Origin of the sequence: Pseudescherichia sp. AS216 (genome assembly GCF_037152055.1) — a bacterium.
GTDB lineage: Bacteria > Pseudomonadota > Gammaproteobacteria > Enterobacterales > Enterobacteriaceae > Pseudescherichia.
On sequence record NZ_JBBCMV010000003.1, the window covers coordinates 226,913 to 251,583 of the forward strand.

The 24,671-nt window shown below is 56.6% G+C and carries 22 protein-coding genes and 1 tRNA gene; 15 read left to right on the plus strand and 8 right to left on the minus strand.

Going from position 1 to position 24,671, the window contains the following annotated elements:
- Nucleotides 1–33: 33 nt before the first annotated feature.
- Complete coding sequence (locus tag WFN61_RS10420; RefSeq protein ID WP_337038660.1) at nt 34–573, minus strand: DUF2058 domain-containing protein; 540 nt, start codon at nt 571–573, stop codon at nt 34–36.
- Between the two features lie 227 nt (nt 574–800).
- Between WFN61_RS10420 and mqo the strand changes: the two genes are divergently transcribed.
- Nucleotides 801–2,447, plus strand: a complete 1,647-nt coding sequence (mqo, locus tag WFN61_RS10425) for a malate dehydrogenase (quinone) (protein ID WP_257758185.1) — start codon at nt 801–803, stop codon at nt 2,445–2,447.
- 135 nt (nt 2,448–2,582) lie between these two features.
- On the opposite strand, the gene WFN61_RS10430 is transcribed toward mqo, so the two are convergent.
- Nucleotides 2,583–2,831, minus strand: a complete 249-nt coding sequence (locus tag WFN61_RS10430) for a DUF2442 domain-containing protein (protein WP_337038661.1) — start codon at nt 2,829–2,831, stop codon at nt 2,583–2,585.
- 405 nt (nt 2,832–3,236) lie between these two features.
- Here WFN61_RS10430 and WFN61_RS10435 point away from each other — a divergent pair, with 405 nt between their 5' ends.
- Nucleotides 3,237–4,082, plus strand: a complete 846-nt coding sequence (locus tag WFN61_RS10435; protein WP_337038662.1) for a hypothetical protein — start codon at nt 3,237–3,239, stop codon at nt 4,080–4,082.
- Between the two features lie 434 nt (nt 4,083–4,516).
- Here the strand turns inward: WFN61_RS10435 and WFN61_RS10440 are convergent.
- Together WFN61_RS10440 and WFN61_RS10445 are read right to left on the minus strand one after the other, a co-directional pair.
- A tRNA-Arg gene (locus WFN61_RS10440) sits at nt 4,517–4,591 on the minus strand.
- Nucleotides 4,592–4,666: 75 nt separating this feature from the next.
- Entirely contained in the window at nt 4,667–5,611 is a 945-nt protein-coding gene (locus tag WFN61_RS10445; protein ID WP_144816873.1) for a formate/nitrite transporter family protein, read from the minus strand.
- Between the two features lie 306 nt (nt 5,612–5,917).
- On the opposite strand from WFN61_RS10445, the gene mlaA reads away from it, so the two are divergent.
- Nucleotides 5,918–6,676: a phospholipid-binding lipoprotein MlaA gene (mlaA, locus tag WFN61_RS10450; RefSeq protein WP_337038663.1), complete on the plus strand. Its 759-nt coding sequence runs from the start codon at nt 5,918–5,920 to the stop codon at nt 6,674–6,676.
- A 78-nt stretch (nt 6,677–6,754) separates the two neighbouring features.
- On the opposite strand, the gene fadL is transcribed toward mlaA, so the two are convergent.
- Nucleotides 6,755–8,116, minus strand: a complete 1,362-nt coding sequence (gene fadL / locus WFN61_RS10455) for a long-chain fatty acid transporter FadL (protein WP_144816875.1) — start codon at nt 8,114–8,116, stop codon at nt 6,755–6,757.
- Between the two features lie 371 nt (nt 8,117–8,487).
- Between fadL and WFN61_RS10460 the strand changes: the two genes are divergently transcribed.
- The 4 genes from WFN61_RS10460 (at nt 8,488) to sixA (ending at nt 13,102) form a co-directional block, all read left to right on the plus strand.
- Entirely contained in the window at nt 8,488–8,772 is a 285-nt protein-coding gene (locus WFN61_RS10460; protein WP_042389495.1) for a YfcZ/YiiS family protein, read from the plus strand.
- A 158-nt stretch (nt 8,773–8,930) separates the two neighbouring features.
- Complete coding sequence (gene fadI, locus WFN61_RS10465; RefSeq protein WP_257758182.1) at nt 8,931–10,241, plus strand: acetyl-CoA C-acyltransferase FadI; 1,311 nt, start codon at nt 8,931–8,933, stop codon at nt 10,239–10,241.
- Between the two features lie 17 nt (nt 10,242–10,258).
- On the plus strand, nt 10,259–12,406 hold the full coding sequence (gene fadJ / locus WFN61_RS10470; RefSeq protein ID WP_436880892.1) for a fatty acid oxidation complex subunit alpha FadJ: 2,148 nt from the start codon (nt 10,259–10,261) through the stop codon (nt 12,404–12,406).
- A 210-nt stretch (nt 12,407–12,616) separates the two neighbouring features.
- Nucleotides 12,617–13,102 (plus strand): phosphohistidine phosphatase SixA, encoded by a 486-nt coding sequence (gene sixA, locus WFN61_RS10475; protein WP_144816882.1) that lies wholly within the window; start codon nt 12,617–12,619, stop codon nt 13,100–13,102.
- A gap of 80 nt (nt 13,103–13,182) precedes the next feature.
- Here sixA and smrB read toward each other — a convergent pair whose 3' ends face one another.
- On the minus strand, nt 13,183–13,734 hold the full coding sequence (gene smrB, locus WFN61_RS10480; RefSeq protein ID WP_144816884.1) for an endonuclease SmrB: 552 nt from the start codon (nt 13,732–13,734) through the stop codon (nt 13,183–13,185).
- A 166-nt stretch (nt 13,735–13,900) separates the two neighbouring features.
- Between smrB and prmB the strand changes: the two genes are divergently transcribed.
- The 6 genes from prmB to WFN61_RS10510 are packed head-to-tail and all read left to right on the plus strand — an operon-like array spanning nt 13,901 to nt 18,452.
- Entirely contained in the window at nt 13,901–14,833 is a 933-nt protein-coding gene (gene prmB / locus WFN61_RS10485) for a 50S ribosomal protein L3 N(5)-glutamine methyltransferase (protein ID WP_222888424.1), read from the plus strand.
- Nucleotides 14,834–14,875: 42 nt separating this feature from the next.
- Nucleotides 14,876–15,961 carry a chorismate synthase gene (gene aroC / locus WFN61_RS10490; RefSeq protein WP_144816889.1) on the plus strand — a complete coding sequence of 362 codons (1,086 nt, stop codon included), beginning with the start codon at nt 14,876–14,878 and terminating at the stop codon, nt 15,959–15,961.
- Between the two features lie 3 nt (nt 15,962–15,964).
- A complete protein-coding gene (gene mepA / locus WFN61_RS10495; protein WP_257758179.1) occupies nt 15,965–16,789 on the plus strand; it encodes a penicillin-insensitive murein endopeptidase in 825 nt (274 codons plus the stop codon).
- Entirely contained in the window at nt 16,789–17,601 is an 813-nt protein-coding gene (locus tag WFN61_RS10500) for a sulfite exporter TauE/SafE family protein (RefSeq protein WP_144816894.1), read from the plus strand. The genes mepA and WFN61_RS10500 overlap by 1 nt, the downstream gene beginning before the upstream one ends.
- On the plus strand, nt 17,598–18,149 hold the full coding sequence (locus WFN61_RS10505) for an elongation factor P hydroxylase (protein ID WP_103818966.1): 552 nt from the start codon (nt 17,598–17,600) through the stop codon (nt 18,147–18,149). Before WFN61_RS10500 ends, WFN61_RS10505 begins: the two co-directional genes overlap by 4 nt.
- A 27-nt stretch (nt 18,150–18,176) precedes the next feature.
- Nucleotides 18,177–18,452: a YfcL family protein gene (locus WFN61_RS10510; protein WP_144816896.1), complete on the plus strand. Its 276-nt coding sequence runs from the start codon at nt 18,177–18,179 to the stop codon at nt 18,450–18,452.
- A 94-nt stretch (nt 18,453–18,546) separates the two neighbouring features.
- Here the strand turns inward: WFN61_RS10510 and mnmC are convergent, their stop codons facing one another.
- Entirely contained in the window at nt 18,547–20,559 is a 2,013-nt protein-coding gene (gene mnmC / locus WFN61_RS10515) for a bifunctional tRNA (5-methylaminomethyl-2-thiouridine)(34)-methyltransferase MnmD/FAD-dependent 5-carboxymethylaminomethyl-2-thiouridine(34) oxidoreductase MnmC (RefSeq protein WP_312282731.1), read from the minus strand.
- Nucleotides 20,560–20,717: 158 nt separating this feature from the next.
- Here mnmC and fabB point away from each other — a divergent pair, with 158 nt between their 5' ends.
- On the plus strand, nt 20,718–21,935 hold the full coding sequence (fabB, locus tag WFN61_RS10520; protein WP_144816900.1) for a beta-ketoacyl-ACP synthase I: 1,218 nt from the start codon (nt 20,718–20,720) through the stop codon (nt 21,933–21,935).
- A gap of 151 nt (nt 21,936–22,086) precedes the next feature.
- Nucleotides 22,087–23,517, plus strand: coding sequence for a 6-phospho-beta-glucosidase (locus WFN61_RS10525; RefSeq protein WP_257758176.1), 1,431 nt, complete (start codon nt 22,087–22,089; stop codon nt 23,515–23,517).
- 44 nt (nt 23,518–23,561) lie between these two features.
- Here the strand turns inward: WFN61_RS10525 and WFN61_RS10530 are convergent, their stop codons facing one another.
- On the minus strand, nt 23,562–24,626 hold the full coding sequence (locus tag WFN61_RS10530; protein WP_312282730.1) for an SDR family oxidoreductase: 1,065 nt from the start codon (nt 24,624–24,626) through the stop codon (nt 23,562–23,564).
- Between the last annotated feature and the right edge of the window lie 45 nt (nt 24,627–24,671).

Consider the following 24,671-nt stretch of genomic DNA (forward strand, 5'->3'; position numbering starts at 1 on the left):
GGATGGCGCTGCGCTTATCCGGCCTACTTTTGCTTACCACATCAAATCGTCAGGCACGACGAAATCGGCATACGGATCGTCTTCATCCTTAGCCTGCTCGCTAAGTTCGCTCCGCAATACAATGTAGCTCGCATCGCGCTGGGCAATCTTGTCAGCGACGCTCGCAGGTATGATCGCGTATTCGCTCTCAGCGCTATTGTCCGCAGCCAGACGTGCAATGGCGAGACGACCGCTGATAAGCTGCGCCTGGGTAGTTTTATCCACGTAGATTTTTTTGATCAGACTGCCGTCGGTGAAGTTATAGCCGATATCGCCGCGGGAAATGGTGATCCGGTTCATCTCAATCAGCTGTTTAATCTGCGCCTTAAACTCTTTGGCCATGGCGGCTTGCTTCTGCTGCTCGCTGAGCTGCTTGTCGCGCTCAATCTGGGCCTTTTTATTCTCTTCTACCGCCTCTCTGGCCTCACGCGCCTGAACCCGCGACTTCTTGGCAGTGCGCTGCACTTTCGCCATTTTTTTGCCGGACACTAAGCCAGCTTTCAGCATCTGCTCTTGTAGGGTTAACTTTGTCATGTTTGTCGCTAAATTAAGTAAAGTCGTACCGGGATTATAACCCTAACAGTAGAGGCGGAGCCAGATTGCAGGGAAGATCTCTATGCCAGTAAGGGCCACGGCGATGCAGATCAGGAGAAGGAGAAAGGCTGCTGTAAGGGCAGCTTCTTTTAATAATGCTTTAAATTGTTAGTTAATTTGTTAAAATAATCTTCTATTTGTTCAAATTAAGTTGATTGCAATAACAGATGTCACATTTCAGAAAAGTAGTTCCCGCTTTTTCGCTTATCGCGATGCTTGTTGCCGCTAACGTCCATGCTGAAGACACTGCTGAGAAAACAGACGTTCTGTTGATTGGTGGCGGTATCATGAGCGCCTCTCTGGGTACGCTGCTACAGGAACTTCAGCCTGACTGGAAACAGGTCATGGTTGAGAAACTGGACGGCGTTGCGCTGGAATCCTCTAACGGCTGGAACAACGCTGGTACGGGCCACTCCGCCAACATGGAGCTGAACTACACGCCTGAGCGTGCAGACGGTTCGATTGACGTGACCAAAGCGCTGGAGATCAACGAGCAGTTTATGATTTCGCGCCAGTTCTGGTCATCTCAGGTGAAGCGCGGCGTGCTGAACGACCCGCACTCCTTCATCAACTCTACCCCACACATGAGCTTTGTCTGGGGCGACAACGTTGACTATCTGACCAAGCGTTACGCTGCACTGCAGCAGACGACCCTGTTCCAGGGCATGCAGTTCTCTACCGACCAGCAGCAGATCAAAAAATGGGCGCCGCTCATCATTGAAGGCCGCGATCCGCAGCAGCGCGTTGCTGCCACCTGGACCCCGGTCGGGACCGACGTTAACTATGGCGAGATAACCCGTCAGCTGGTTGGCAGCCTGAAAAAGACCAGCAACTTCACGCTGGAGACCGGTGCAGAAGTAACTGATTTTAAACGTAACGGTGACAACTCCTGGCACGTGACTATTACCGACGTGAAGAGCGGTAAAGATCGTGCGGTTGACGCGAAGTATGTCTTTATCGGCGCTGGCGGCGGCGCGCTGAAGCTGCTGCAAAAAACCGGTATTCCGGAAGCGGATAACTACGCAGGCTTCCCGGTAGGGGGGTCCTTCCTTGTAACCGAGAACCCGGAAATCACCCGTCAGCACAACGAGAAAGTCTACGGGCAGGCTTCCGTGGGCGCGCCGCCAATGTCGGTCCCGCACCTGGATGCCCGTTTCCTTGATGGCAAACGCGTGGTGTTGTTTGGGCCGTTCGCCACCTTCTCCACTAAATTCCTCAAGCAGGGATCGTTCTTTGATCTGCTGAGCACCACGACCACCAAGAACGTGATGCCGATGACTGATGTCGGTCTGGATAACTTCGATCTGGTGAAATACCTGATTGGTCAGGTGATGCTGAGCGATGATGACCGCTTCGAGGCGCTGAAAGAGTACTATCCGTCGGCGCGTAAAGAGGACTGGAAACTGATCCAGGCAGGCCAGCGCGTGCAGATCATCAAGAAAGATGCAGATAAAGGCGGCGTGCTGAAGCTCGGTACCGAAATCGTTACCGATCGGCAGAAAACCCTGGCGGCGCTGCTCGGCGCATCGCCTGGCGCATCTACCGCCGCGCCTATCTCTATCAATGTGATCAAGCAGCTCTTCCCGGCACAGTTTGCTTCTGCGCAGTGGCAGGAAAAGCTGCACGCCATCGTACCGACCTATGGTCAGAAGCTGAACGGCAACGTAGCGCTCACCCAGCAGGTTTGGGATGAAACCGCCTCTACGCTGAACCTGACCAAACCGCCGGTCATTCAGATGAAGGACGCGGCGCAGTCCATGCCGCAGGCAAAACCGGCTGAAGCCGCGCCTGCCCAGCACGACATGGCGCTGTAGCGTTAAGCTCTTATGTCAGCCCCCGCCGCTATGCGCCGGGGGCTTTTTTATGGGTTTTCTTGCGTGTTGCTGACAACAGGGGGAGGAAATAGAACAGCAATAACGGGAAGATAAGCGTTACCGCGCGATGGAATTCTATGCAGCGCTATGCGGTTTGAACGTCACATCGCCACGGCCAGCCAGTAACCCTTCAATTAAGATATCCTCATCAAGGCTATCCCAGTGAATGCCACGGCGACTTAACTCGTAGTCATTGCGCTCATCGGGGCTGGCATGCATGAGTTTCGGGAACCATGCCAGGGGTACGCCCAGTGTGCGGGCATCGCTTAGTTCGACCCACATCTTATGTTCATCAAAAATTACATATTTAGCTGAAGCTGTCATTTCACACCACTTGTTATCGGTAGGCTAATGCTCCACATAATAAACTGATTATTCAGAAAGAGAACACTAACGCCTTAATATAACTAGCAATGATGCTTGTATCCCATGAGTAATTATCTGTTCCTGTATTATTCATATGTATTATTCATTTCACTAAATGCATTTGGTATTATTATTTAACTAGTGCTATCAGCATCTTGTTATGTCTTTTTGATCTCCAAACTGAAAAGAATTTTAATAATAAAATAATAGAGAAGAGGATTTAATGTTTTTATAATCGACATATAGCTTCTTGTGAGGAAAATCAATGAATATTATCCAAATGGATTTGCAGTCAAAGTTGCAAGTAGTTCTTACTAAGGCCGCGTTCTGTTACCGTCTGAAGTAGGAGAACAGCTTCTGGCTATGATCGCTCCACAAGCACTGGCTACTATGGCTAGTGTGGTCGTGATATGGGCAGGTACACATTTTTTTGGTATTGGCGAGGTTGCAGATGTCATATTGTTGGTCGTGGGATGGAGTGCAATAGGAGGGGTTGCTTTTGAAGCAGGAACCAAGCTCTATGATTTTGCTGTCAAAACTAATAGTGCCAGAGCAGAAGTAGACCTTGATACTGCTGCCAAGGATCTGGCAGCAGCTATTACCCTAATCGGTATTAACTCTATCCTTATTCTCCTTTTTAGAAAGAAACCTGGAGATATCTTCAAAAGACCTTATAAAGGGGTTGCCATACCCCGATACAGTGGTGAGGTTGCTTCACGTATGAAGCTTCCCCGAAACGGTGGGTGGCGTTATACGCCCACAATCAAAATTACCAAATACAAGGATGTTATACAGGGAGCGACGAAACCTTGGGGAGATGCGGTGGTTGGCCGTAACTTCTATCCGGGTACGATATCTAAAGATGAAGCTTATCTTAAAATGCTCACTACACTCTATCATGAGCAAGTACATATGATTATTGCTCCTAAATTCTATCTGCTACGTGAGTTACGCGTTTTCATGCGACAATCCGCTTATTCAAAGTCATACATATTACGCTATCTCGAAGAGACCCTTGCCGAAACTATAGGTCTGCTGCGTGCAAGGGGAATGAGTCCGGGGTACATTGTTAAGGGATTTAAATTTCCTTTAGGCAATACCTATGAGATAAGTTTTTCTCTTCTGCGACATGAAGCCTCGGGGATTCTCTTGGGGCCAGTAATAGTGGGTGGCATTATGTATAGTGTCTGGTATGGGGTTCAACGGTGATTACACAAGAGAGAGCGTTACAGATAGCCAGGGATTATGCTGAACAAAACGGGCGCGGTTGGGATGATAATTATCATAAAGCCAGCGTTATGACCATAGAGGGCGAGCCTGTGTGGATGGTTGCGACCTCTGATATTGAGTACTCTGACGAACTCCCTTGGATGATGAAGCATATGCCAAATCCCTCGTACTATTATGTCAGTATGGTAGAGGCAAGGTGTATTGCAGTTGGGAGTCGTGAAGGAGAGTATTTACATATAAGAAATAATTAACGATGGTTCTGGCGCTATACAACAAACATCAAAAATTTCACAACTTTTATGTGTCAGCAAAGATGAAGCGTAGCCATTCCATGTAGAGTAACGCTGGGTGATGAACGATCGAGAGTAATGCGCTTGGGATCGGGCTTTCGGTTATGCCTGGTTGTGCCGAAGTGGTGTCCCCTGCAGGAATCGAACCTGCAACTAGCCCTTAGGAGGGGCTCGTTATATCCATTTAACTAAGGGGACGAGGCGGCACGAGTATAACGCTATTTGGTCGTTGCGTTAAGCTCACTGCCGCCCGACTGCTTAAAGTGTCACCATTTACGCCTTATTCATCTTCTTTTTGGCTTCTTCCGCCTCGGCTTTCATATCAGCCTTGCGCTTGTTGCTCATATCATTGCGGATCTGCGCATGGCTGAGCAGGGCGAAGATAAAGGTGCCGCCGCAGATGTTGCCTGCCAGGGTCGGAATGGCGAAAGGCCAGAGGAAGTCGGTCCAGGGAATGGTGCCGTTAAAGACGAGGTAGAAGATCTCCACCGCACCCACCACAATATGGGTGGTGTCCGCCAGCGCAATAACCCATGTCATCAGAATAATTACCACGATCTTCGCCGAACCGGCGGCCGGGAACATCCACACCATGGTGGCAACCAGCCAGCCAGAGATAATGGCATTAGCAAACATCTCGGCCGGGGTGTTTTTCATCACCTCCATACCGATTTCAACAAAGGCATCCCGCGTGGCTTCATCAAAGATCGGCATGTACTCAAACGCCCAGGCGGCAATCGCCGTGCCGATCAGGTTGCCCAGCAGCACCAGGCTCCACAGGCGCAGCAGCAGGCCGCCATTTTTCCAGGTCGGGTTCTGCATCACCGGCAGCACGGCGGTTACGGTATTCTCCGTAAACAACTGCTGGCGAGCCATAATGACGATGATAAAGCCGAAGGTGTAGCCGAAGCTCTCCAGCACATAGCTGCCGGGAATGCCGTCCAGCTTGACATGAAAGATCCCCTTCACCAGCAGCGATGCGCCCATCGACAGCCCGGCGGCGATAGCCGACCACAGCAGGGCCATGGCATCGCGCTCCATCTCTTTCTCGCCGTCCTGGCGAATATGCTCATGGATCGCCATCGCGCGTGAGGGGAGCTCCTCTTCATCTACCTCTATCTCCTCGCCGCGCTTGTTCTCCTCGCTCTCTACCTCAATCTCTTCTTCCGAGAGCGCCTCGGAGTCTTTGCTGATTTTATCTTCTTTTAATTCGTCCACGATGGGTCACCTTTCTCTTACTCACTTTAATGCTATAAGCGTAGCGGTATCCGCTAATTTTGCTGCGAAGCGCACCTATCGCAACGGCGTTATCTGCTGGCGAGTTTAAAATGGATAGCGAAACAGAGAAGAAAGTCAAAGTCAGGCTATGCTGAAATCAGACCGACGCGCTATTCCGCACGCATGGACATCTTAAAACGTGCTGATACAATCGCTTGCGTATTCTACGGCGTTCGCCGGGGCGCGGTGCAGTTGTGCCGTCACAGGTGGCATTCAGTCATCGCCAAATTTTACAGGGAGACATCTATGAAATTTCGCCTGACGGCGCTCGCGCTGGGCATGACGCTACTGGTGGGCTGTGCCAGCTCTGATTCCGGTGAGCCTCAGGGACGTTCGGATCCGCTGGAAGGGTTCAACCGTACCATGTACAACTTCAACTTTAACGTGGTGGATCCCTATGTTCTGCGTCCGGTGGCGGTCGCCTGGCGTGATTACGTGCCGCAGCCCGCGCGAAACGGCCTGAGCAATTTCACCAGCAACCTTGAAGAGCCCGCCATCATGGTGAACTCCTTCCTGCAGGGCGATCCCTACCAGGGGATGAAGCACTTCACCCGCTTCTTCCTGAACACCATTTTGGGCATGGGTGGTTTTATCGACGTGGCAGGTATGGCGAACAAAGATCTGCAGCGCACCGTGCCGCGCCGTTTCGGCAGCACGCTGGGTCACTATGGCGTCGGCTACGGCCCCTATGTGCAGCTGCCTTTCTACGGCAGCTTTACGCTGCGTGAAGACGGCGGCGATGCGGCGGATACGCTCTATCCAGTGCTCTCCTGGCTGACATGGCCGCTGTCGGTAGGCAAATGGGCAGTAGAGGGCGTTGAGACCCGCGCCCAGCTGCTGGACTCCGACGGCCTGCTGCGCCAGTCTTCGGACCCTTATATTCTGGTGCGCGAGGCTTACTTCCAGCAGCATGACTTTATCGCCAACAGTGGTCAGCTGAAGCCCGAGGAGAACCCGAACGCGCAGGCGATTCAGGGCGATCTGCAGGATATCGACGCCGAATAATACGGCGTAAGGCAATAAAAAAGGTGAACCGAAGTTCACCTTTTTTTTATGCGCATCGCGGATTTAGAACGCCTGGTTTTAAAACGCGTAGTTAAAGTTTGCGCCGTAGAGCCAGGCCTTGCCTTCAGACTCGAAGTTATACGGGCCTTCGGTGAACTTTACCTTCTGACCGTGCATATAGGAGACGCCGACGTCCACGGAGGCATCCTGATTGAAGGCGTAGGTGGTACCCGCGCTCAGCCAGAGGCGATCCTGGTCCGGAATAGAGATAGAGCGTTTGTCAGCCGGGATTGGGCTGTCATCGTAGGCAATACCGCTGCGGAAGGTCCAGTTATCATCCATATAGTAGGTAGTACCCAGCGCCAGGCGGTAGGAGTCGCGGAAGCCCTCATCTTTATAGAACAGGGTGCCGCCGTCGCTGTTCTTCGCTTTCAGCTCCTGGAACTGGCTCCAGCTGGTGTAGGCGAGGCTGTAGTGTACGGCCCATTTCGGCGCCACGCGGTTATAGCCTGAAATTTCCCACATCTCTGGCAGGTTCAGGTTGAGCGCACCGTCGATGGTGTTGCCACCGGTGCCGGAAGGCAAGCCGCGCGGCCCCAGGAAGCTGTTAAAGGCCGGGTTCAGGCTGCTGCGGTAGTCACCGTCAAAGTCAATTTTGATCTCAGAGCGGTAGGTCAGGCCGTAGCGGTTGTCTTTATCCAGCTCGTAAAGAATACCGGCGTTCCAGCCGAAGCCCCACTCGTCACCCTTCAGGTAAGCAATCTGCGTATCGCTGGTCAGGCTATTGGCATAGCCAGCAATCGAGCGCAGCGCTGCGCCCTGCGGCGTGGCGGACGTAAAGCCTGGGGTGCGGCTGAGCTGGCCTGCGGTGAGCTGACCGAGGTCACCGGCGTAGCGCTCCAGCTTCGCTTTCGCATATACCGCGTCAAAACCAACGCCGAAGCTCCAGTGGTTATCCAGACGATACGCACCGCTGAGGTTCAGGTTGATGGTTTCCAGCTCGGTTTTACCACCCATCGACCCTGCGGCGTAGGTGTCGTTAAAGTCGGTAGCCAGACCGTAGTTAGAGGTCAGGGACGCGCCCCAGCCAAACTGGTCATTAATCGGCGCAACAAAGTGCAGGTTAGGCACCCACGCTGTCGGCGCGATGTTATCTGAATCCAGGCTACGGCCAGACGGAGAGACGCCGGAGACGTCCACGTCCGGATCAACAAAAATAGCGCCGCCAGAGAAAGTAGGGCGGTCAAACATCGTAATCAGGGCGGGGTTACGGCTAACGTTACCTGCGTCATCAGCGATAGCGCCTTCACCTGAGTAGGCACGGCCAAGGCCAGAGGAAGAGAACTCATTAAGTTGGAAGCCTGCTGACCAGGCTTGTGTTGAGACAATTGCCACTGCAACTGCGAGTGCAGACTTGGTAAACAGGGTTTTCTGGCTCATGACCATAACCTCATAATTTATTTTTATACAATAAATGTTACATGCCGTAACAGGAGCGCGGAGTGTAGGGTCTGAGCTACGACATACAAATCAGACCAGTCGCGAGAGTATAGGTCTGACCAGCCCGAATGTTGCAAGTATGTTTATAAGTATTTTCAAATGTGATCACGGAAACGCGATCTGGCTGGCAAAAACGCGACGGTTATCAATGAGAGAGAAAGGTGATTATTGCGCCAGATCATTTTTAAGTGTGATATCGGTCACTTACCCACTTTTGGAGCGCTAACAACTGGAGACCGTCACCGTCAGCGCGTAAAATACCCTCACTATTTATCGGGCACGCTACGTGCGAATGAGAGAGGACTTTCAATATGAGTAAATGCAGTGCTGATGAAACCCCCGTTTGCTGCTGTATGGACGTTGGTACCATCATGGACAACAGCGACTGCACGGCCTCTTACAGCCGTGTGTTCACCGACCGCGCCCAGGCCGAAGAGACGCTGGCAGCGCTGACGGAAAAAGCGCGCGGCGTCGAGTCTGAGCCGTGTGAAATTACCCCAACCTTCACCGAGGTTGACGGTGGCGTTAAGCTCGATATCGACTTCGTTTTTGCCTGTGAAGCGGAAACCCTGATCTTCCAGCTGGGCCTGCGTTAATCTTCCTCTAACGCTCCCGCTACCGGGAGCGTTATCTCCGCTTTTCTCTGTGTTTTAGCTCGCATTTTTTCGCCTCTCCGCTTGGCTAAATGTAAAAAAATGGTTAAGACTATTAGCAGGTCAGACCACTTTGCGCAGTATGTCAACAGGGGAGAGTTATGAGTCAGGCATTACCGCTTGTCACCCGTCAGGGCGATCGTATAGCCATTGTTAGCGGGTTACGCACCCCGTTTGCCCGCCAGGCCACCGCCTTTCATGGCGTCACCGCCATCGAACTGGGCAAGATGGCCGTGGGTGAGATGCTGGCGCGCAGCGAAATTGCGCCAGAAATCATTGAGCAGGTGGTTTTTGGTCAGGTTGTTCAGATGCCCGAGGCGCCTAACATCGCCCGCGAAATCGTGCTCGGAACCGGGATGAACGTGCATACCGATGCCTACAGCGTGAGCCGCGCCTGTGCTACGAGCTTTCAGGCGGTAGCAAACGTTGCCGAAAGCCTGCTGGCGGGGACCATCCGCGCCGGTATCGCCGGGGGAGCCGACTCTTCATCCGTCCTGCCGATTGGCGTCAGCAAAACGCTGGCGCGCACCCTGGTCGATCTCAGTAAGGCTCGCTCCGGCGGGCAAAAGCTCAAGCTTCTCTCTCGCCTGCGTCTGCGCGATCTGCTTCCGGTGCCGCCTGCGGTTGCCGAGTACTCGACCGGGCTGCGCATGGGGGATACCGCCGAGCAGATGGCGAAAACCTATGGCATCAGCCGCGAGGAGCAAGACGTGTTCGCGCACCGTTCCCATCAGCGTGCGGCTCAGGCGTGGGCCGATGGCAGGCTGGCGGAGGAGGTGATGACCGCCTATGCACCCCCGTATCGCGAGCCTTTTATTCAGGATAATACGGTGCGGGCCAACGCGTCGCTCGCCGACTACGCCAGGCTGCGTCCGGCCTTTGACCGTCAGCACGGCACGGTAACCGCTGCTAACAGTACGCCACTCACCGACGGCGCAGCGGCGGTGATCCTGATGACCGAATCCCGCGCCCGTGAGCTGGGGCTAACCCCGCTCGGCTACCTGCGCAGCTATGCCTTTACCGCCATTGACGTGAAGCAGGACATGCTGCTCGGCCCGGCGTGGTCTACGCCGCTGGCTCTGGAGCGTGCCGGGCTCACGCTTGGCGATCTTACCCTGTTTGATATGCATGAAGCCTTTGCCGCCCAGACGCTGGCTAACCTGAAGCTTATGGCCAGCGACCGCTTCGCCCGCGAAGTATTGGGGCGCGATCGTGCCACTGGTGACGTCGACGAGAGTCGGTTTAACGTACTGGGCGGCTCTATTGCCTACGGGCACCCCTTTGCCGCTACCGGCGCGCGGATGATTACCCAGACGCTGCACGAGCTGCGTCGTCGCGGAGGCGGTTTTGGGCTGGTGACCGCCTGCGCCGCCGGTGGGCTGGGTGCGGCAATGGTTCTGGAGGCCGAATAATGGACATGGAGATTGAAATGGCAACCCCCTCCGCATTTACCCTTAGCGTGCGGCCGGACAATATCGCTGTCGTCACGATCGACGTGCCCGGCGAAAAGATGAATACCCTTAAGGCGGAATTTGGCAGCCAGGTCCGCGCCATCATAAAAGCGATCCGTGATAATAAAGATCTGCGCGGCGTGGTGTTTATCTCTGCCAAGCCGGATAACTTTATTGCCGGGGCCGATATCAACATGATTGACGGCTGCACCACTGCCCAGCAGGCTGAAGCGCTGGCGTATGAGGGGCGGAAAATTATGTCTGATATTCACGCGCTCACCATTCCGGTGATTGCCGCTATCCATGGGCCTTGCCTCGGCGGCGGCCTTGAGCTGGCGCTGGCCTGCCACGGGCGCGTTTGTAGTGACGACGCGAAAACGGTGCTGGGGTTGCCGGAGGTGCAGCTGGGGCTGCTTCCTGGTTCAGGGGGAACCCAGCGTCTGCCACGTCTGGTGGGCGTCAGCACGGCGCTGGAGATGATCCTCACCGGCAAGCAGCTGCGGGCCCGCCAGGCACGGAAGGTCGGGCTGGTGGATGACGTCGTTCCTCACGCTATTTTACTGGACGCAGCGGCGGCGCTGGCGCTAAAGGGGCGACCCGTGAGCCGTCGGCTGCCGGTAAAAGAGCGCATTCTCGCAGGCCCCCTTGGGCGCGCGCTGCTGTTCCACTTCGTGGGTAAAAAGACCCAGCAGAAGACCCACGGCAACTATCCGGCGGCCTCGCGCATTCTGGACGTTATTCATATCGGGCTGGCGCAGGGCAAAGGTAGCGGCTATACGGCCGAGGCACGTGCCTTTGGCGAGCTGGCCATGACGCCCCAGTCCCAGGCGCTGCGGCAGATCTTCTTTGCCACCACTGAGATCAAAAAGGATCCGGGTAGCAGCGTTGAACCTGGCCCGCTGCGGTCAGTGGGCGTGCTGGGCGGCGGCCTGATGGGAGGCGGCATCGCGTTTGTCACCGCCAGCAAGGCCGGGCTACCGGTGCGCATCAAGGATATTAACCCGACGGGCATCAACCATGCGCTGAAATATAGCTGGCAGCAGCTTGATAAAAAAGTGCGCCGCCGCCATATCAGATCCAGCGAGCGGGACAGCCAGATGGCGATGATTTCAGGCGCGACGGACTATCGCGGCTTCTCTCAGCGGGACGTGATCGTTGAGGCGGTATTTGAAGAGTTAAGTCTGAAGCAGCAGATGGTCGCCGATGTTGAAGCCCACTGCGCGCCGCACACTATTTTCGCCTCCAATACCTCCTCCCTGCCGATTGGCGATATCGCTGCTCGCGCGGCACGTCCGGAGAAGGTTATTGGCCTGCACTTCTTTAGTCCGGTGGAGAAGATGCCGCTGGTTGAGATTATTCCCCACGCTGGCACGGATGAGCAAACCATCGCCACCACGGTGAAGCTGGCGAAAAAGCAGGGTAAAACGCCTGTGGTGGTAGCGGACAAGGCCGGGTTCTACGTTAACCGTATTCTTGCCCCCTATATTAACGAAGCGATGCAGATGCTGACCGAGGGTGAGCGTGTAGAGCACATTGATAACGCGCTGGTAAAGTTTGGTTTCCCGGTTGGCCCGATCCAACTTTTGGATGAGGTAGGAATCGATACCGGCACTAAAATTATACCTGTGCTTGAAGCGGCATATGGAGAACGTTTTTCACCGCCCGCAAATGTCGTCAGTGCAATTTTGAATGACGATCGCAAAGGCAGAAAAAATGGCCGGGGTTTCTATCTTTATGACGCGAAAGGGCGTACAAGCAAGAAACAGGTGGATCCTACAATCTACCCGCTGGTGGGTGCCGCAGGCAGCGGGCGTTTAACCGAAGCTCAGGTGGCTGAACGCTGCGTAATGATGATGCTTAATGAAGCGGCACGCTGTATCGATGAGAAGGTTATCAGAAGCGTGCGCGATGGTGATATTGGCGCCGTGTTTGGCATCGGTTTTCCGCCGTTTCTGGGCGGGCCGTTCCGCTACATGGATCGCCTGGGGGCAGATAACGTGGTGGCGACCCTTCAGCGTTTAGCCGCCCAGTACGGCGATCGTTTTATGCCCTGTGAGATTTTGTTACACATGGCGCAGCACGGCACTACGTTCTGGCCGAACAAGGAGGCCGAGCGGGTAAGTTAAGGTCTGGTAAGGGTAAATCTGGCGTTGAATATGTCAATGCTGTTCAATTTATAAACAGAGATTGACGAGAGTTACGCCGTTGAGGTAAAACACAGCGTTTCATTCGACGAATGGATAAGGCACAATGCCCGGCCACTGCTGTTTCCCGATGCGTTTACGCAGTTCTGCTCGGGCGATATCAGTGCTTCTGGTTAACAAAAGCGGTGCAATATGCAAGTTTTTATCATGCGTCACGGCGACGCTGCTCTCGAAGCAGCCAGTGACTCGGTACGTCCTTTAACGCTGTGTGGCTGTGATGAGTCCCGTCAAATGGCGACCTGGTTAAAGGGACAAAAAGTAAACGTTGAGCGTGTGCTGGTCAGTCCGTTCCTGCGCGCTGAACAGACGCTGGAGAAGGTAGGGGAGTGTATGAACCTGCCGGACAGCGTTGATGTGCTGCCTGAGTTAACACCTGGCGGCGACGTGGCTCTGGTTGGCGACTATCTTCATGCGCTCGCCAGTAAAGGCGTCGCCTCTGTGCTGGTGATCTCTCACCTGCCGCTGGTCGGCTACCTGGTTTCCGAGCTCTGCCCGGAAGAGACGCCGCCGATGTTCCTGACCTCTGCTATTGCCAGCGTGACGCTGGATGGCGAAGGGAAGGGGACCTTAAACTGGCAGGTTAGCCCCTGCAACCTGAAAATGGCTAAGGCGATTTAACACTGCCTGGCCATCGCTAAAGAGCCGCTTATGCGGCTCTTGTCATTTCTGGCATCTGGTCGCGGTATCTGGGCCGCTCATCATGGGAGTTCTGGCGGCTGCCACTCCTCGACCTCGATCAGCACCAGCAGTGCCGCATCGCCGCCGTACTCTTTCGGCGCCTGGTGGAAGGCCATCACGTGTGGATGCTGCGCCAGCCACAGCGGCGTCTGCTGTTTCAGGATGTGCTTCCCATGACCATGCATCACACAGGCGCAGAAGACGTGTTCCCGACGGCAGGCGGCGATCAGCGCGCCCAGCTCCTGCTTGGCCTGCTGCTGAGTAAGGCCGTGCAGGTCAAGAAAGAGCTCCGGCGAATAGTCTCCCCGCCGCATCTTCTTTACTTCAAAGTGGCTCACGTCCGAACGAACGTACTTTACCGGCCCGTCGGTGTTGAGCAGCGGCTGGAATTCATCAGAAAAGTAGTGGCTGGCGTCGGCCTGCTCCTGAAGCAGTCGCTTGACCGGCACGTCGCTGATCTTCTTGCGCAGGGGACGGTGCACAATGGTGTCCTGCTTGATCTGGCGCGTACCGGTCATCAACTGGCGGAACAGGGTCTGATCCGCCTCGCTAAGTGATGTTTTCTTCTTCATTTATTCATCTCATTTCTGATTTTTTTCAGTTTACCCGACTCGCCGCGCTCTGTGTTCAGGCAAAATGTTTTTTTCCGGCTGGCTGTGCGCGAGAATGCTGATTTATCGGCGTCTTCATGGCAAACTAGCCGCCGAATTTATAGCAAGGCATGTCCCGGAGGATAGCGTGGATAAAATATTTGTCGATGAAGCAGTGAGTGAGCTGCACACCATTCAGGACATGTTACGTTGGTCGGTCAGCCGATTCAGCGCGGCAAACATCTGGTACGGGCACGGTACCGACAACCCGTGGGACGAAGCGGTGCAGCTGGTGCTGCCAACCCTCTACCTGCCGCTGGATATTCCAGAAGATATGCGCAGCGCGCGCCTGACCTCCAGCGAGCGCCACCGTATCGTTGAGCGCGTGATCCGCCGCGTCAACGAGCGTATCCCGGTCGCCTATCTGACCAACAAAGCCTGGTTCTGTGGTCACGAGTTCTACGTCGATGAGCGCGTGCTGGTGCCCCGTTCACCAATTGGCGAACTCATCACCAGCCGCTTTGCTGGCATTATCAACCACCAGCCGCAGCATATTCTGGATATGTGCACCGGCAGCGGCTGCATCGCTATCGCCTGCGCCTACGAGTTCCCTGAGGCGGAAGTCGACGCCGTAGACATCTCTACCGAGGCGCTGGCCGTGGCCGAGCACAATATCGAAGAGCACGGTCTGATCCATAACGTGACGCCTATCCGCTCCGATCTGTTCCGCGACCTGGTTAAGGTGCAGTACGATCTGATCGTCACCAATCCGCCCTACGTGGATGAAGAGGATATGTCGGATCTGCCTAACGAGTATCGCCACGAGCCTGAGCTGGGCCTGGCCTCCGGCAGCGACGGTCTGAAGCTGACGCGCCGCATTCTTGCTTGTGCGCCAGACTACCTCACCGACGACGGCGTGCTGATTTGTGAAGTCGGCAACAGCATGGTACATCTGATAGAGCAGTACCCTGAGGTGCCCTTTACCTGGCTTGAGTTCGATAACGGCGGCGACGGCGTCTTTATGCTGACTAAAGCGCAGCTGCTGGCGGCCCGGGAGCACTTCAGCATCTACAAAGATTAATAAAACCATAATACATAGTTACATAACGACAGTGGAGCCGTGATGGCAGGAAACAGTATTGGACAACTCTTTCGCGTGACCACCTTCGGGGAGTCGCATGGCCTGGCGCTCGGCTGCATTGTCGACGGCGTACCACCCGGGATCGCCCTGAGCGAAGCCGATCTGCAGCACGATCTGGATCGCCGCCGTCCGGGCACCTCACGCTATACCACCCAGCGCCGCGAGCCGGATCAGGTGAAGATCCTCTCCGGCGTTTTTGAGGGCGTCACCACCGGTACCAGCATCGGCCTGCTGATTGAGAATACTGACCAGCGCTCGCAGGACTACGGCGCCATCAAAGATGTTTTCCGTCCAGGCCACGCTGACTACACCTACGAGCAGAAATATGGCCTGCGCGACTACCGGGGCGGCGGCCGTTCGTCGGCGCGTGAAACCGCCATGCGCGTGGCGGCAGGGGCGATCGCTAAAAAATTCCTCGCAGAGAAATTGGGCATCACCGTTCGCGGCTGCATGACCCAGATGGGGGATATCCCGCTGGAGATCAAAGCCTGGGACCAGGTTGAGCAGAACCCGTTCTTCTGCCCGGATCCAGACAAGATTGCAGCGCTTGATGAGCTGATGCGCGCCCTGAAAAAAGAGGGCGACTCTATTGGGGCGAAGATCACCGTGGTCGCCGACGGCGTGCCGCCGGGGCTGGGCGAGCCGGTGTTTGACCGTCTCGATGCCGATATTGCCCACGCGCTGATGAGCATCAACGCGGTGAAAGGCGTGGAGATTGGCGAAGGCTTTGCGTCGGTAGCCCTGCGCGGCAGCGAAAACCGGGACGAGATCACCCACGCGGGCTTTACCAGCAACCACGCGGGCGGCATTCTCGGCGGTATCAGCAGCGGCCAGCAGATTGTCGCCAATATCGCCCTGAAGCCGACTTCCAGCATTACCGTGCCGGGAAAAACCATCAACCGCACCGGGGAAGAGGTGGAGATGATCACCAAAGGCCGTCATGACCCTTGCGTAGGTATCCGTGCCGTCCCCATCGCCGAAGCGATGCTGGCAATTGTTCTGATGGATCACTTTATGCGCCAGCGGGCGCAAAACGCGGACGTGACGACAACCCTCCCACGCTGGTAAACGATGAAAAAAACGCTTATTGCGCTGCTGGCGGTGCTCGCCAGCCATACCACGCTTGCGGCGACGCCGTGGCAAAAAATCTCCCAGCCGATTGCCGGTAGCGTGCAGTCGATAGGGGCCTTCTCTAATGGCTGTATCGTTGGCGCCAGCGCGCTGCCGATCCAGTCTGACGCCTATCAGGTGATGCGCACCGATCAGCGTCGCTACTTTGGCCACCCCGACCTGGTGCAGTTTATTCAACGCCTCAGCGGACGGGTGCACAATCTCAACCTCGGAACGGTGCTGATAGGGGATATGGGCATGCCCGCTGGGGGGCGCTTCAACGGCGGCCACGCCAGCCATCAGACCGGGCTGGACGTCGATATCTTCTTACAGCTGCCAAAAACGCGCTGGACCGCGGCGCAGCTGCTGAAGCCCCAGGCGCTGGATCTGGTCTCTCAGGACGGCAAGCACGTCGTCTCCTCCCTGTGGCAGCCGGAAATCAACCATCTGATTAAGCTGGCCGCGGAAGATAACGACGTGACGCGCATCTTTGTTAATCCGGCCATTAAGCAGCGGCTGTGCGAAGACGCGGGAACCGATCGCGACTGGCTGCGCAAGGTGCGTCCGTGGTTCCAGCATCGGGCGCATATGCACGTGCGTTTGCGCTGCCCGGCAGATAGCCTGGAGTGCGTCGATCAACCTCTGCCGCCGCCGGGAGACGGCTGTGGTGCAGAGCTGCAAAGCTGGTTTGAACCGCCTAAACCTGCCTCAACGAAGCCTGAGAAGAAGACACCGCCGCCGTTGCCGCCTTCCTGCCAGGCGCTACTGGACGAGCATGTACTTTAATGGAAAATTTTAGCGATCTCTTTTTGGTCTCTCCGCTGCTGCTGGCAGTGCTTTTTTTTGTGGCCATTCTGGCCGGGTTTATTGACTCTCTGGCGGGGGGCGGTGGGCTGCTGACCATCCCGGCGCTGCTGGCGGCGGGCATGACCCCCGCCCAGGCGCTGGCGACTAACAAGCTGCAGGCCTGCGGCGGCTCCATCTCATCCTCTCTCTACTTTTTGCGCCGTGGAGTTGTGAGCCTGGGCGATCAGAAGCTGAATATTCTGATGACCTTTATCGGCTCCATGGCGGGGGCGCTGCTGGTACAGCACGTCCAGTCCGACGTGCTGCGCCAGATCCTGCCGGTACTGATCATCTGTATCGGGCTCTACTTCTTATTGATGCCGAAGCTCGGGGAAGAGGATCGGCAGCGCCGCCTCTACGGCCTGCCATTTGCGCTGGTGGCTGGCGGCTGCGTAGGCTTCTACGACGGCTTCTTTGGCCCAGCCGCCGGATCGTTTTACGCCCTGGCCTTCGTGACGCTTTGCGGCTTCAATCTGGCGAAATCCACCGCCCACGCCAAGCTACTCAACGCCACCTCCAATATTGGCGGCCTGCTGCTGTTTATCATCGGCGGCAAGGTGGTGTGGGCCACCGGATTTGTGATGCTTGCCGGGCAGTTTATCGGTGCGCGCTTCGGCTCGCGCCTGGTGCTGAGCAAAGGGCAAAAGCTGATCCGCCCGATGATTGTTATCGTCTCGGCGGTGATGAGCGCCAAACTTCTTTTTGATAGCCACGGACAGGAGATCCTCCACTGGGTGGGGATACACGCATGAGCAGTACGACACACCGCTACGAGCAGCTGATTGAGATCTTCAACGGCTGCTTTGCCGATGATTTTAATACGCGCCTGGTGAAGGGCGACGACGAGCCTATTTACCTTCCGGCTGACGACGAGGTCGACTATCACCGGATCGTTTTTGCCCACGGCTTTTACGCCAGCGCGCTGCATGAGATTTCACACTGGTGCGTCGCCGGCAAGGCACGCCGGGAGCTGGTCGATTTTGGCTACTGGTACTGCCCGGACGGTCGCGATGCCGCTACCCAGGGACAGTTTGAGGACGTCGAGGTGAAACCTCAGTCCTTTGAGTGGCTCTTCTGCGTGGCGGCGGGCTTCCCGTTTAACGTCAGCTGCGACAACCTTGAAGGCGACGTCGAGCCGGATCGCATTGCCTTTCAGCGCCGGGTGCATGCCCAGGTGATGACCTGGCTGGAGCAGGGGATCCCCGAGCGTCCGGCCCGCTTTATCAAGGCATTACAGGATTATTATCACACGCCGTCTTTAACGGCAGACCAGTTTCCGTGGCCGAACGATCTGAACTAGCGCCACGGTTTTTAAAGAGGAAAGAAGATGATCGCGGAATTTGAATCACGCATTCTGGCGTTAATTGATGACATGGTTGAGCACGCCAGTGACGATGAGCTTTTCGCCAGCGGTTACCTGAGCGGCCACCTGACGCTGGCCGTCGCCGTGCTGGAAAACGGTGACGATCACTCCCCGGAGGCGGTGTACGCCCAGGTGACCTCCAGCCTTGAGCAGGCGATTCAGGGCGGCGAGCTCTCTCCGCGCGATCAGGTGCTGGTGCTGGAGATGTGGGAGAGACTCTACCAGCAGGCGCTGGCTTAAGGTGCAATTTTGCCCGGTGGCGCGATGCTTACCGGGCCTACGGGCCTACGGGCCTGTAGGCCGGGCAAACGCAGTGCCGCCCGGCGAACCCTCGTTACAACTCAGCGCGTTTCACTGCCTTACCCTTCAGCAGTTTTCTTACCCACAGACGATTTGGATTCAGCGCCGCCAGGGTCTCCGCCTCCAGCGGGATCGGCTCGTCGCTCATCTGCGCCGCCAGGATCTCTGCCGCCAGCGGAGCGCTGCATAGCCCGCGTGAACCCAGCGCGCCAAGCATATACAGCCCTGCATGCACTGGGGCCGAAACGGCGTGCTCCTGCTGCTCAGCCAGCTCCGCATAGTTCTCCACGGTAGCTGCATAATCGGCAACGTTACCCACCATAGGCAGATGGTCGCGTGTGGCGCAGCGCACGCCGCAGCGGGCGGACTTGCCGCTGACGTCTACCTCTTTTGCCCACTCCGCCTCGGGGAAGCAGTCGATTAACCGCTGGCGATTGTGCTGCTGATCCTCTTCGCTGTAGCTCGCCTCCTGTTGACCGCGATGGTAGCTCGCGCCGATGCAGTGCTCGCCGTTAGCGGGATTCTGCGGCGTCAGGTAGCCGTCATAGCACAGCACCTGACGCAGCGCCGACACTCCAGGGCGGGCAGGGATGTGGCTCACCTGGCCACCGACGGCGTAGACCGGCAGGTTTTCCGTCTGGGTAAACTGATTGACGCGGTGACCGTTCGCCAGCACCACCGTCTGATGGCAGGCGCTTTCGCCTTGAGTAAACGTCAGCTGCCAGCCCGTCTCCGTGGCGGTGAGGGCGTTAACCTCGGATTGATACTGTACGCGCAGGCCCTGAGAAACTGCCAGCGCCAGCGCGGCGGCGGTAAGCTGGGCCGGGCAGAGCCAGCCGCCTGCCGGGTACTGAATGCCGCCGCAGCCGGTATCGACCCCGGTGGTCGCCTTCACCGCTTCGGCATCTACCGCCACGGCCACCTCGGCAGGGAGGGCCAGACTAAGCATCTGGGCAATCTTCTGCTGACTCTTTTCATCCCAGCCAAGCTGAGTGACGCCGCACCAGTCGCGGTCGAACTCAACCGGCAGGGTATCGTACAGCCTGCGGGCAAAGGTAAAGGCGGCCGGGAAGAAGCGCGCCAGAGCCGGATCGTGGGCGCTCAGCAGGGGATAGAGCGCTCCCTGGCGATTGCCGGACGCTCCCTGAGCGGGCGTCTCGTCGGCGCAGTAGAGCGTCACCTGCCAGCCCCGGCGCAGCAGAGAGAGTGAGAGCAGAGCGCTGGCAATGCCACCGCCGACAATCGCTGCCTCCTGACCCGCTGCTGGCGTGCGGGCAAACCATGGCGTGCGCGATACGGGGGTCAGCGTTTGCTGCATCTCACCGGTTAGCATCTCGCGCTTGCGGCCAAATCCTTTTCTTTTTTGCATGGTGAAGCCCGCCTCCTGTAATCCCCGGCGGACAAAACCGGCGGAGGTAAAGGTTGCGAGCGTGCCACCGGGACGCGCCAGACGGGCCATGGCACTAAACAGCGACGGCGTCCACATCTCCGGGTTTTTCGCCGGGGCAAAGCCGTCAAGAAACCAGGCATCAACCTTCTGGTTGAGGGAATCATCCAGCGCATCGGTTAGTGTATTAATATCGCCAAACCAGAGATCGAGCGTAACGCGTCCGCCTGCCAGCAGCAGACGATGGCAGCCCGGCAGGGCGGCAGGCCACTGCGCCTGAAGCTGCTCCGCCCAGGGGGCCAGCTCGGGCCAGTGTCGGTGCGCCTGGGCTAAATCCGTGGCCTTTAGCGGAAATTTTTCAAAACTGATGAAGTGTAATCTTTGCAGCGTAGCCTGCGGGTGTGCGAGCAGAAACGCATCAAACGCCTGCCACAGCGTAAGAAAGTTTAGCCCGGTGCCGAAGCCGCTTTCGGCAACGATAAACAGCGGGCGCGGATGCACGGGAAAACGGGTGGCGAGCTGGTTGCCATCGAGGAAAACATGGCGTGTCTCCTCAAGTCCATTATCATTAGAGAAATAGACGTCGTCGAAATCTCGGGAAACAGGTGTACCCTCAGCGTTGAATTCGAGGTTGGCAGATTGTATAGCGGTTTGTTTCACGTAAGTTACTCGCGTGGCAGGCAGTGGCACGATCTTAACGATGTCGGCCCGCTGGCGCAAATTTCTCCAGAAATTGGCTGATCGGACTTGTTCGGCGTACAACTGTACGCTATCTTGCGAATCGAATCTTATAATAGTGCGAATGACAGAGGTATTGAATGAAACGTGCAGTGATTACTGGCTTGGGCATCGTTTCCAGCATCGGTAATAACCAGCAGGAAGTCCTCGCATCTCTGCGTGAAGGGCGCTCAGGGATCACTTTCTCCCAGGAATTTCACGATTCTGGTATGCGCAGCCACGTATGGGGTAATGTAAAACTGGACACCACGGGCATGATTGACCGCAAAGTGGTCCGTTTCATGAACGATGCCGCCATCTACGCCTTCCTCTCTATGCAGGAGGCCATCGCTGATGCTGGCCTGAGCGAAGAGGTTTACCAGAATAATCCACGCGTGGGCCTGATCGCTGGCTCCGGCGGCTCGTCCAAAGCACAGGTCTTTGGTGCGGACGCCATGCGCAGCCCGCGCGGCCTGAAAGCGGTTGGCCCCTATGTCGTGACCAAAGCGATGGGTTCAGCGGTTTCCGCCTGTCTCGCCACGCCGTTCAAAATCCACGGCGTCAACTACTCTATCAGCTCCGCCTGTGCGACCTCCGCACACTGCATCGGTAACGCGGTTGAGCAGATCCAGCTGGGCAAACAGGACATCGTTTTTGCTGGCGGCGGCGAAGAGCTGGGCTGGGAAATGGCCTGTGAGTTCGACGCGATGGGCGCGCTCTCTACTAAGTACAACGACGATCCGGCGAAAGCCTCTCGTACCTACGACGCTAACCGTGACGGTTTCGTTATTGCAGGCGGCGGCGGTATGGTGGTGGTGGAAGAGCTGGAGCACGCTCTGGCACGCGGCGCGCACATCTATGCGGAGATCGTGGGCTACGGCGCCACCTCCGACGGTGCTGACATGGTTGCTCCATCCGGCGAAGGCGCGGTGCGCTGTATGCAGATGGCGATGCACGGCCTGGACACGCCGATCGACTACCTGAACTCCCACGGCACCTCTACTCCGGTAGGCGACGTGAAAGAGCTGGGTGCGATCCGTGAAGTCTTCGGCAACAACAGCCCGGCTATCTCTGCTACCAAAGCCATGACCGGCCATTCGCTGGGCGCGGCGGGCGTGCAGGAAGCCATCTACTCTCTGCTGATGCTGGAACACGGCTTTATCGCCCCAAGCATCAATATCGATGAGATGGACGAGAAAGCAGAAGGCCTGAATATCGTCACCGAGACGACCGAGCGTGAGCTGAACACTGTGATGTCCAACAGCTTCGGCTTTGGCGGCACCAACGCCACGCTGGTGATGCGCAAGCTGAACAAATAATTGCCTTCCGGCAACATAAAAGGGAGCCTTCTGGCTCCTTTTTTTATGCTCAAGCGATGGCCAAAGCCAGCGGCAATTATGTGACATGCGTCCGGCAATCTGCCGCATCGGTTGCTATCCTCCAGTAGATTCCAACGAAGAGGGGGTACAGATGCCTGGATTTAAAGCAGATTTTCTTTGGGGCGGGGCGGTGGCCGCGCATCAGCTGGAGGGCGGCTGGCAGGAGGGAGGCAAAGGCGTTAGCGTTGCCGACGTAATGACCGCCGGGCGGCATGGCGTACCGCGAGAAATTACCGAAGGCGTCATCGAGGGGAAATACTATCCCAACCATGAAGGCATCGACTTTTACCATCGCTACCCGCAGGACATTAAGCTGTTTGCGGAGATGGGCTTTAAATGCTTCCGTACCTCTATCGCCTGGACACGCATCTTCCCTCGCGGCGATGAGCTGGAGCCGAACGAAGCCGGGCTGCAGTTCTATGACGATCTCTTCGACGAGTGCCTGAAGTACAACATCGAGCCGGTGATCACCCTTTCACACTTTGAGATGCCCTATTACCTGGTCACCGAATATGGCGGCTGGCGCAACCGGCAGACAATTGAGTTCTTCGTTCGCTTTGCCAAAGCCGTCTTTACCCGTTACCAGAAGAAAGTGAAGTACTGGATGACCTTTAACGAGATCAACAACCAGGCCAACTTCAACGAGGATTTCGCGCCGTTCACCAACTCCGGGCTGCACTATAAGCCGGGTGAGGATCGCGAGCGGATTATGTATCAGGCCGCGCACTACGAGCTGGTGGCCAGCGCGCTGGCGGTGGAGGCCGGGCACGCGATTAACCCGGAGTTCCAGATTGGCTGCATGATCGCCATGTGTCCGGTCTATCCGCTCACCTGCGATCCCAACGACATGATGATGTCGGTCAACGCCATGCATCGCCGCTACTGGTTTGCCGACGTGCACGTTCGGGGCTACTACCCGAAACACACTCTGAACTACTTTGCGCGGAAAGCGTTCAACCTCGATATGACCGATGAGGATCTGCGCATCCTGCAGCGCGGCTGCGTCGACTACATTGGCTTTAGCTACTACATGTCGTTTGCCACCAAAGCCACCGAGGATAATCCTCGCCTTGACTATGACGAAACCAAAAGCCTGGTCACTAACCCGTGGGTAAAAGCCTCCGACTGGGGGTGGCAGATCGATCCGGTGGGGTTACGCTACTCGTTGAACTACTTCTACGATCTCTATCAGCTGCCGCTGTTTATTGTCGAAAACGGCTTTGGCGCTATCGACAAGCTGGAGGCGGACGGCACGGTGGACGACAGCTACCGCATCGCCTACCTGGGCGACCATATTCGCGAAATGAAGAAGGCGGTAGAGGAAGACGGTGTCGATCTGATGGGCTACACCCCTTGGGGCTGCATCGACCTGGTCTCGGCGGGAACCGGCGAGATGAAAAAACGCTACGGCTTTATCTATGTCGACAAGGACAATGAAGGTAAAGGCACGCTGGCGCGCAGCAAGAAAAAATCGTTCGACTGGTATAAAGAGGTGATCAGAAGCAACGGCGAGAACCTGTAGCGGGAAAAGCCAGTCAGCGGCGGCGCTGACTGGCTGGCACGGCATCAGGGGATAATTCGCTCGCTCTTCAGCCGATCGAACAGCCCGGTAAAAGAGTCCAGCGTGCTGCGATAGCCGATAAACCCGGCCTTGCGGCTTTTACTCATATCGGTAAAGGCCTCCATCGGACGGCCTAGGTCGGCATCGGTATGCCACCATGAGACCAGCTTGTTGATATCCGCCTCACGCAGCTGATGGTGCGCGGCAATCGTCCGCCAGGCGGCCTCGGCCTCCAGCATTCGACCCTCCAGGGGCATCATCTTCTCAGGGTAGGGCGCGGCCTCAATATCAAAATACGCAGCGAGGCGCGGCCACAGCCACTTCCAGCGGAATACGTCCCCGTTAACGGCGTTGAAGTCCTGGTTGGCTGCCGTCGGGCTGGTGGCTGCCCATTCCAGCTGCTCGGCCAACAGGCCAGCATCGGTCACGTCCGACACGCCGTTCCACTGCTCAGGGGATCCTGGGAAGATAAAGGGCCAGCCTTTTTCCCGGCACAGGGTGGCGTACACCGCCAGCGTCTGGCCCATATTCATGGCATTGCCCAGCGCATAGCCGACAATGGTATGCGGACGATGCACGCTCCAGCGATAGCCATACTTCTCGGCTCCCGCGAAAAGCACATCCTCCTGGGCATAGTAGAAGTTCTCCACCGGCTGTCGACCCTGCTCTTCACGGAAAGGGGTCACCGGTACGGCACCTTTGCCGTAGGCTTCAAAAGGACCAAGATAGTGCTTAAGCCCGGTGACCAGCGCCACGTGCGCGCCGTGCAGACGGTTACCCAGCGCCTCAATGACGTTTTTCACCATCGCGCCGTTCACACGGATATTCTCTTTCTCACTCTCCTGACGCGCCCAGACGCTAAAGAAGAGCGCATCCGGTTTGACCGACTTCAGCGCCTCGTTGACCGCCGCCGCGTCGGTCAGATCCGCCGTCAGGCTGGTACAGCCCGCGAGCACGTCGCCGCGTCCGCGTGACAGGCCGGTAACCTCCCAGCCCTCTTCCAACAGCTTCTCTGCCAGGGCGCGTCCAATCACGCCGCTGATACCCACTATCAATGCTTTTTTGCGCATCGCGCTCTCCTCATAACCAGGTCAGATAAAAAGCCTAATAGAGAA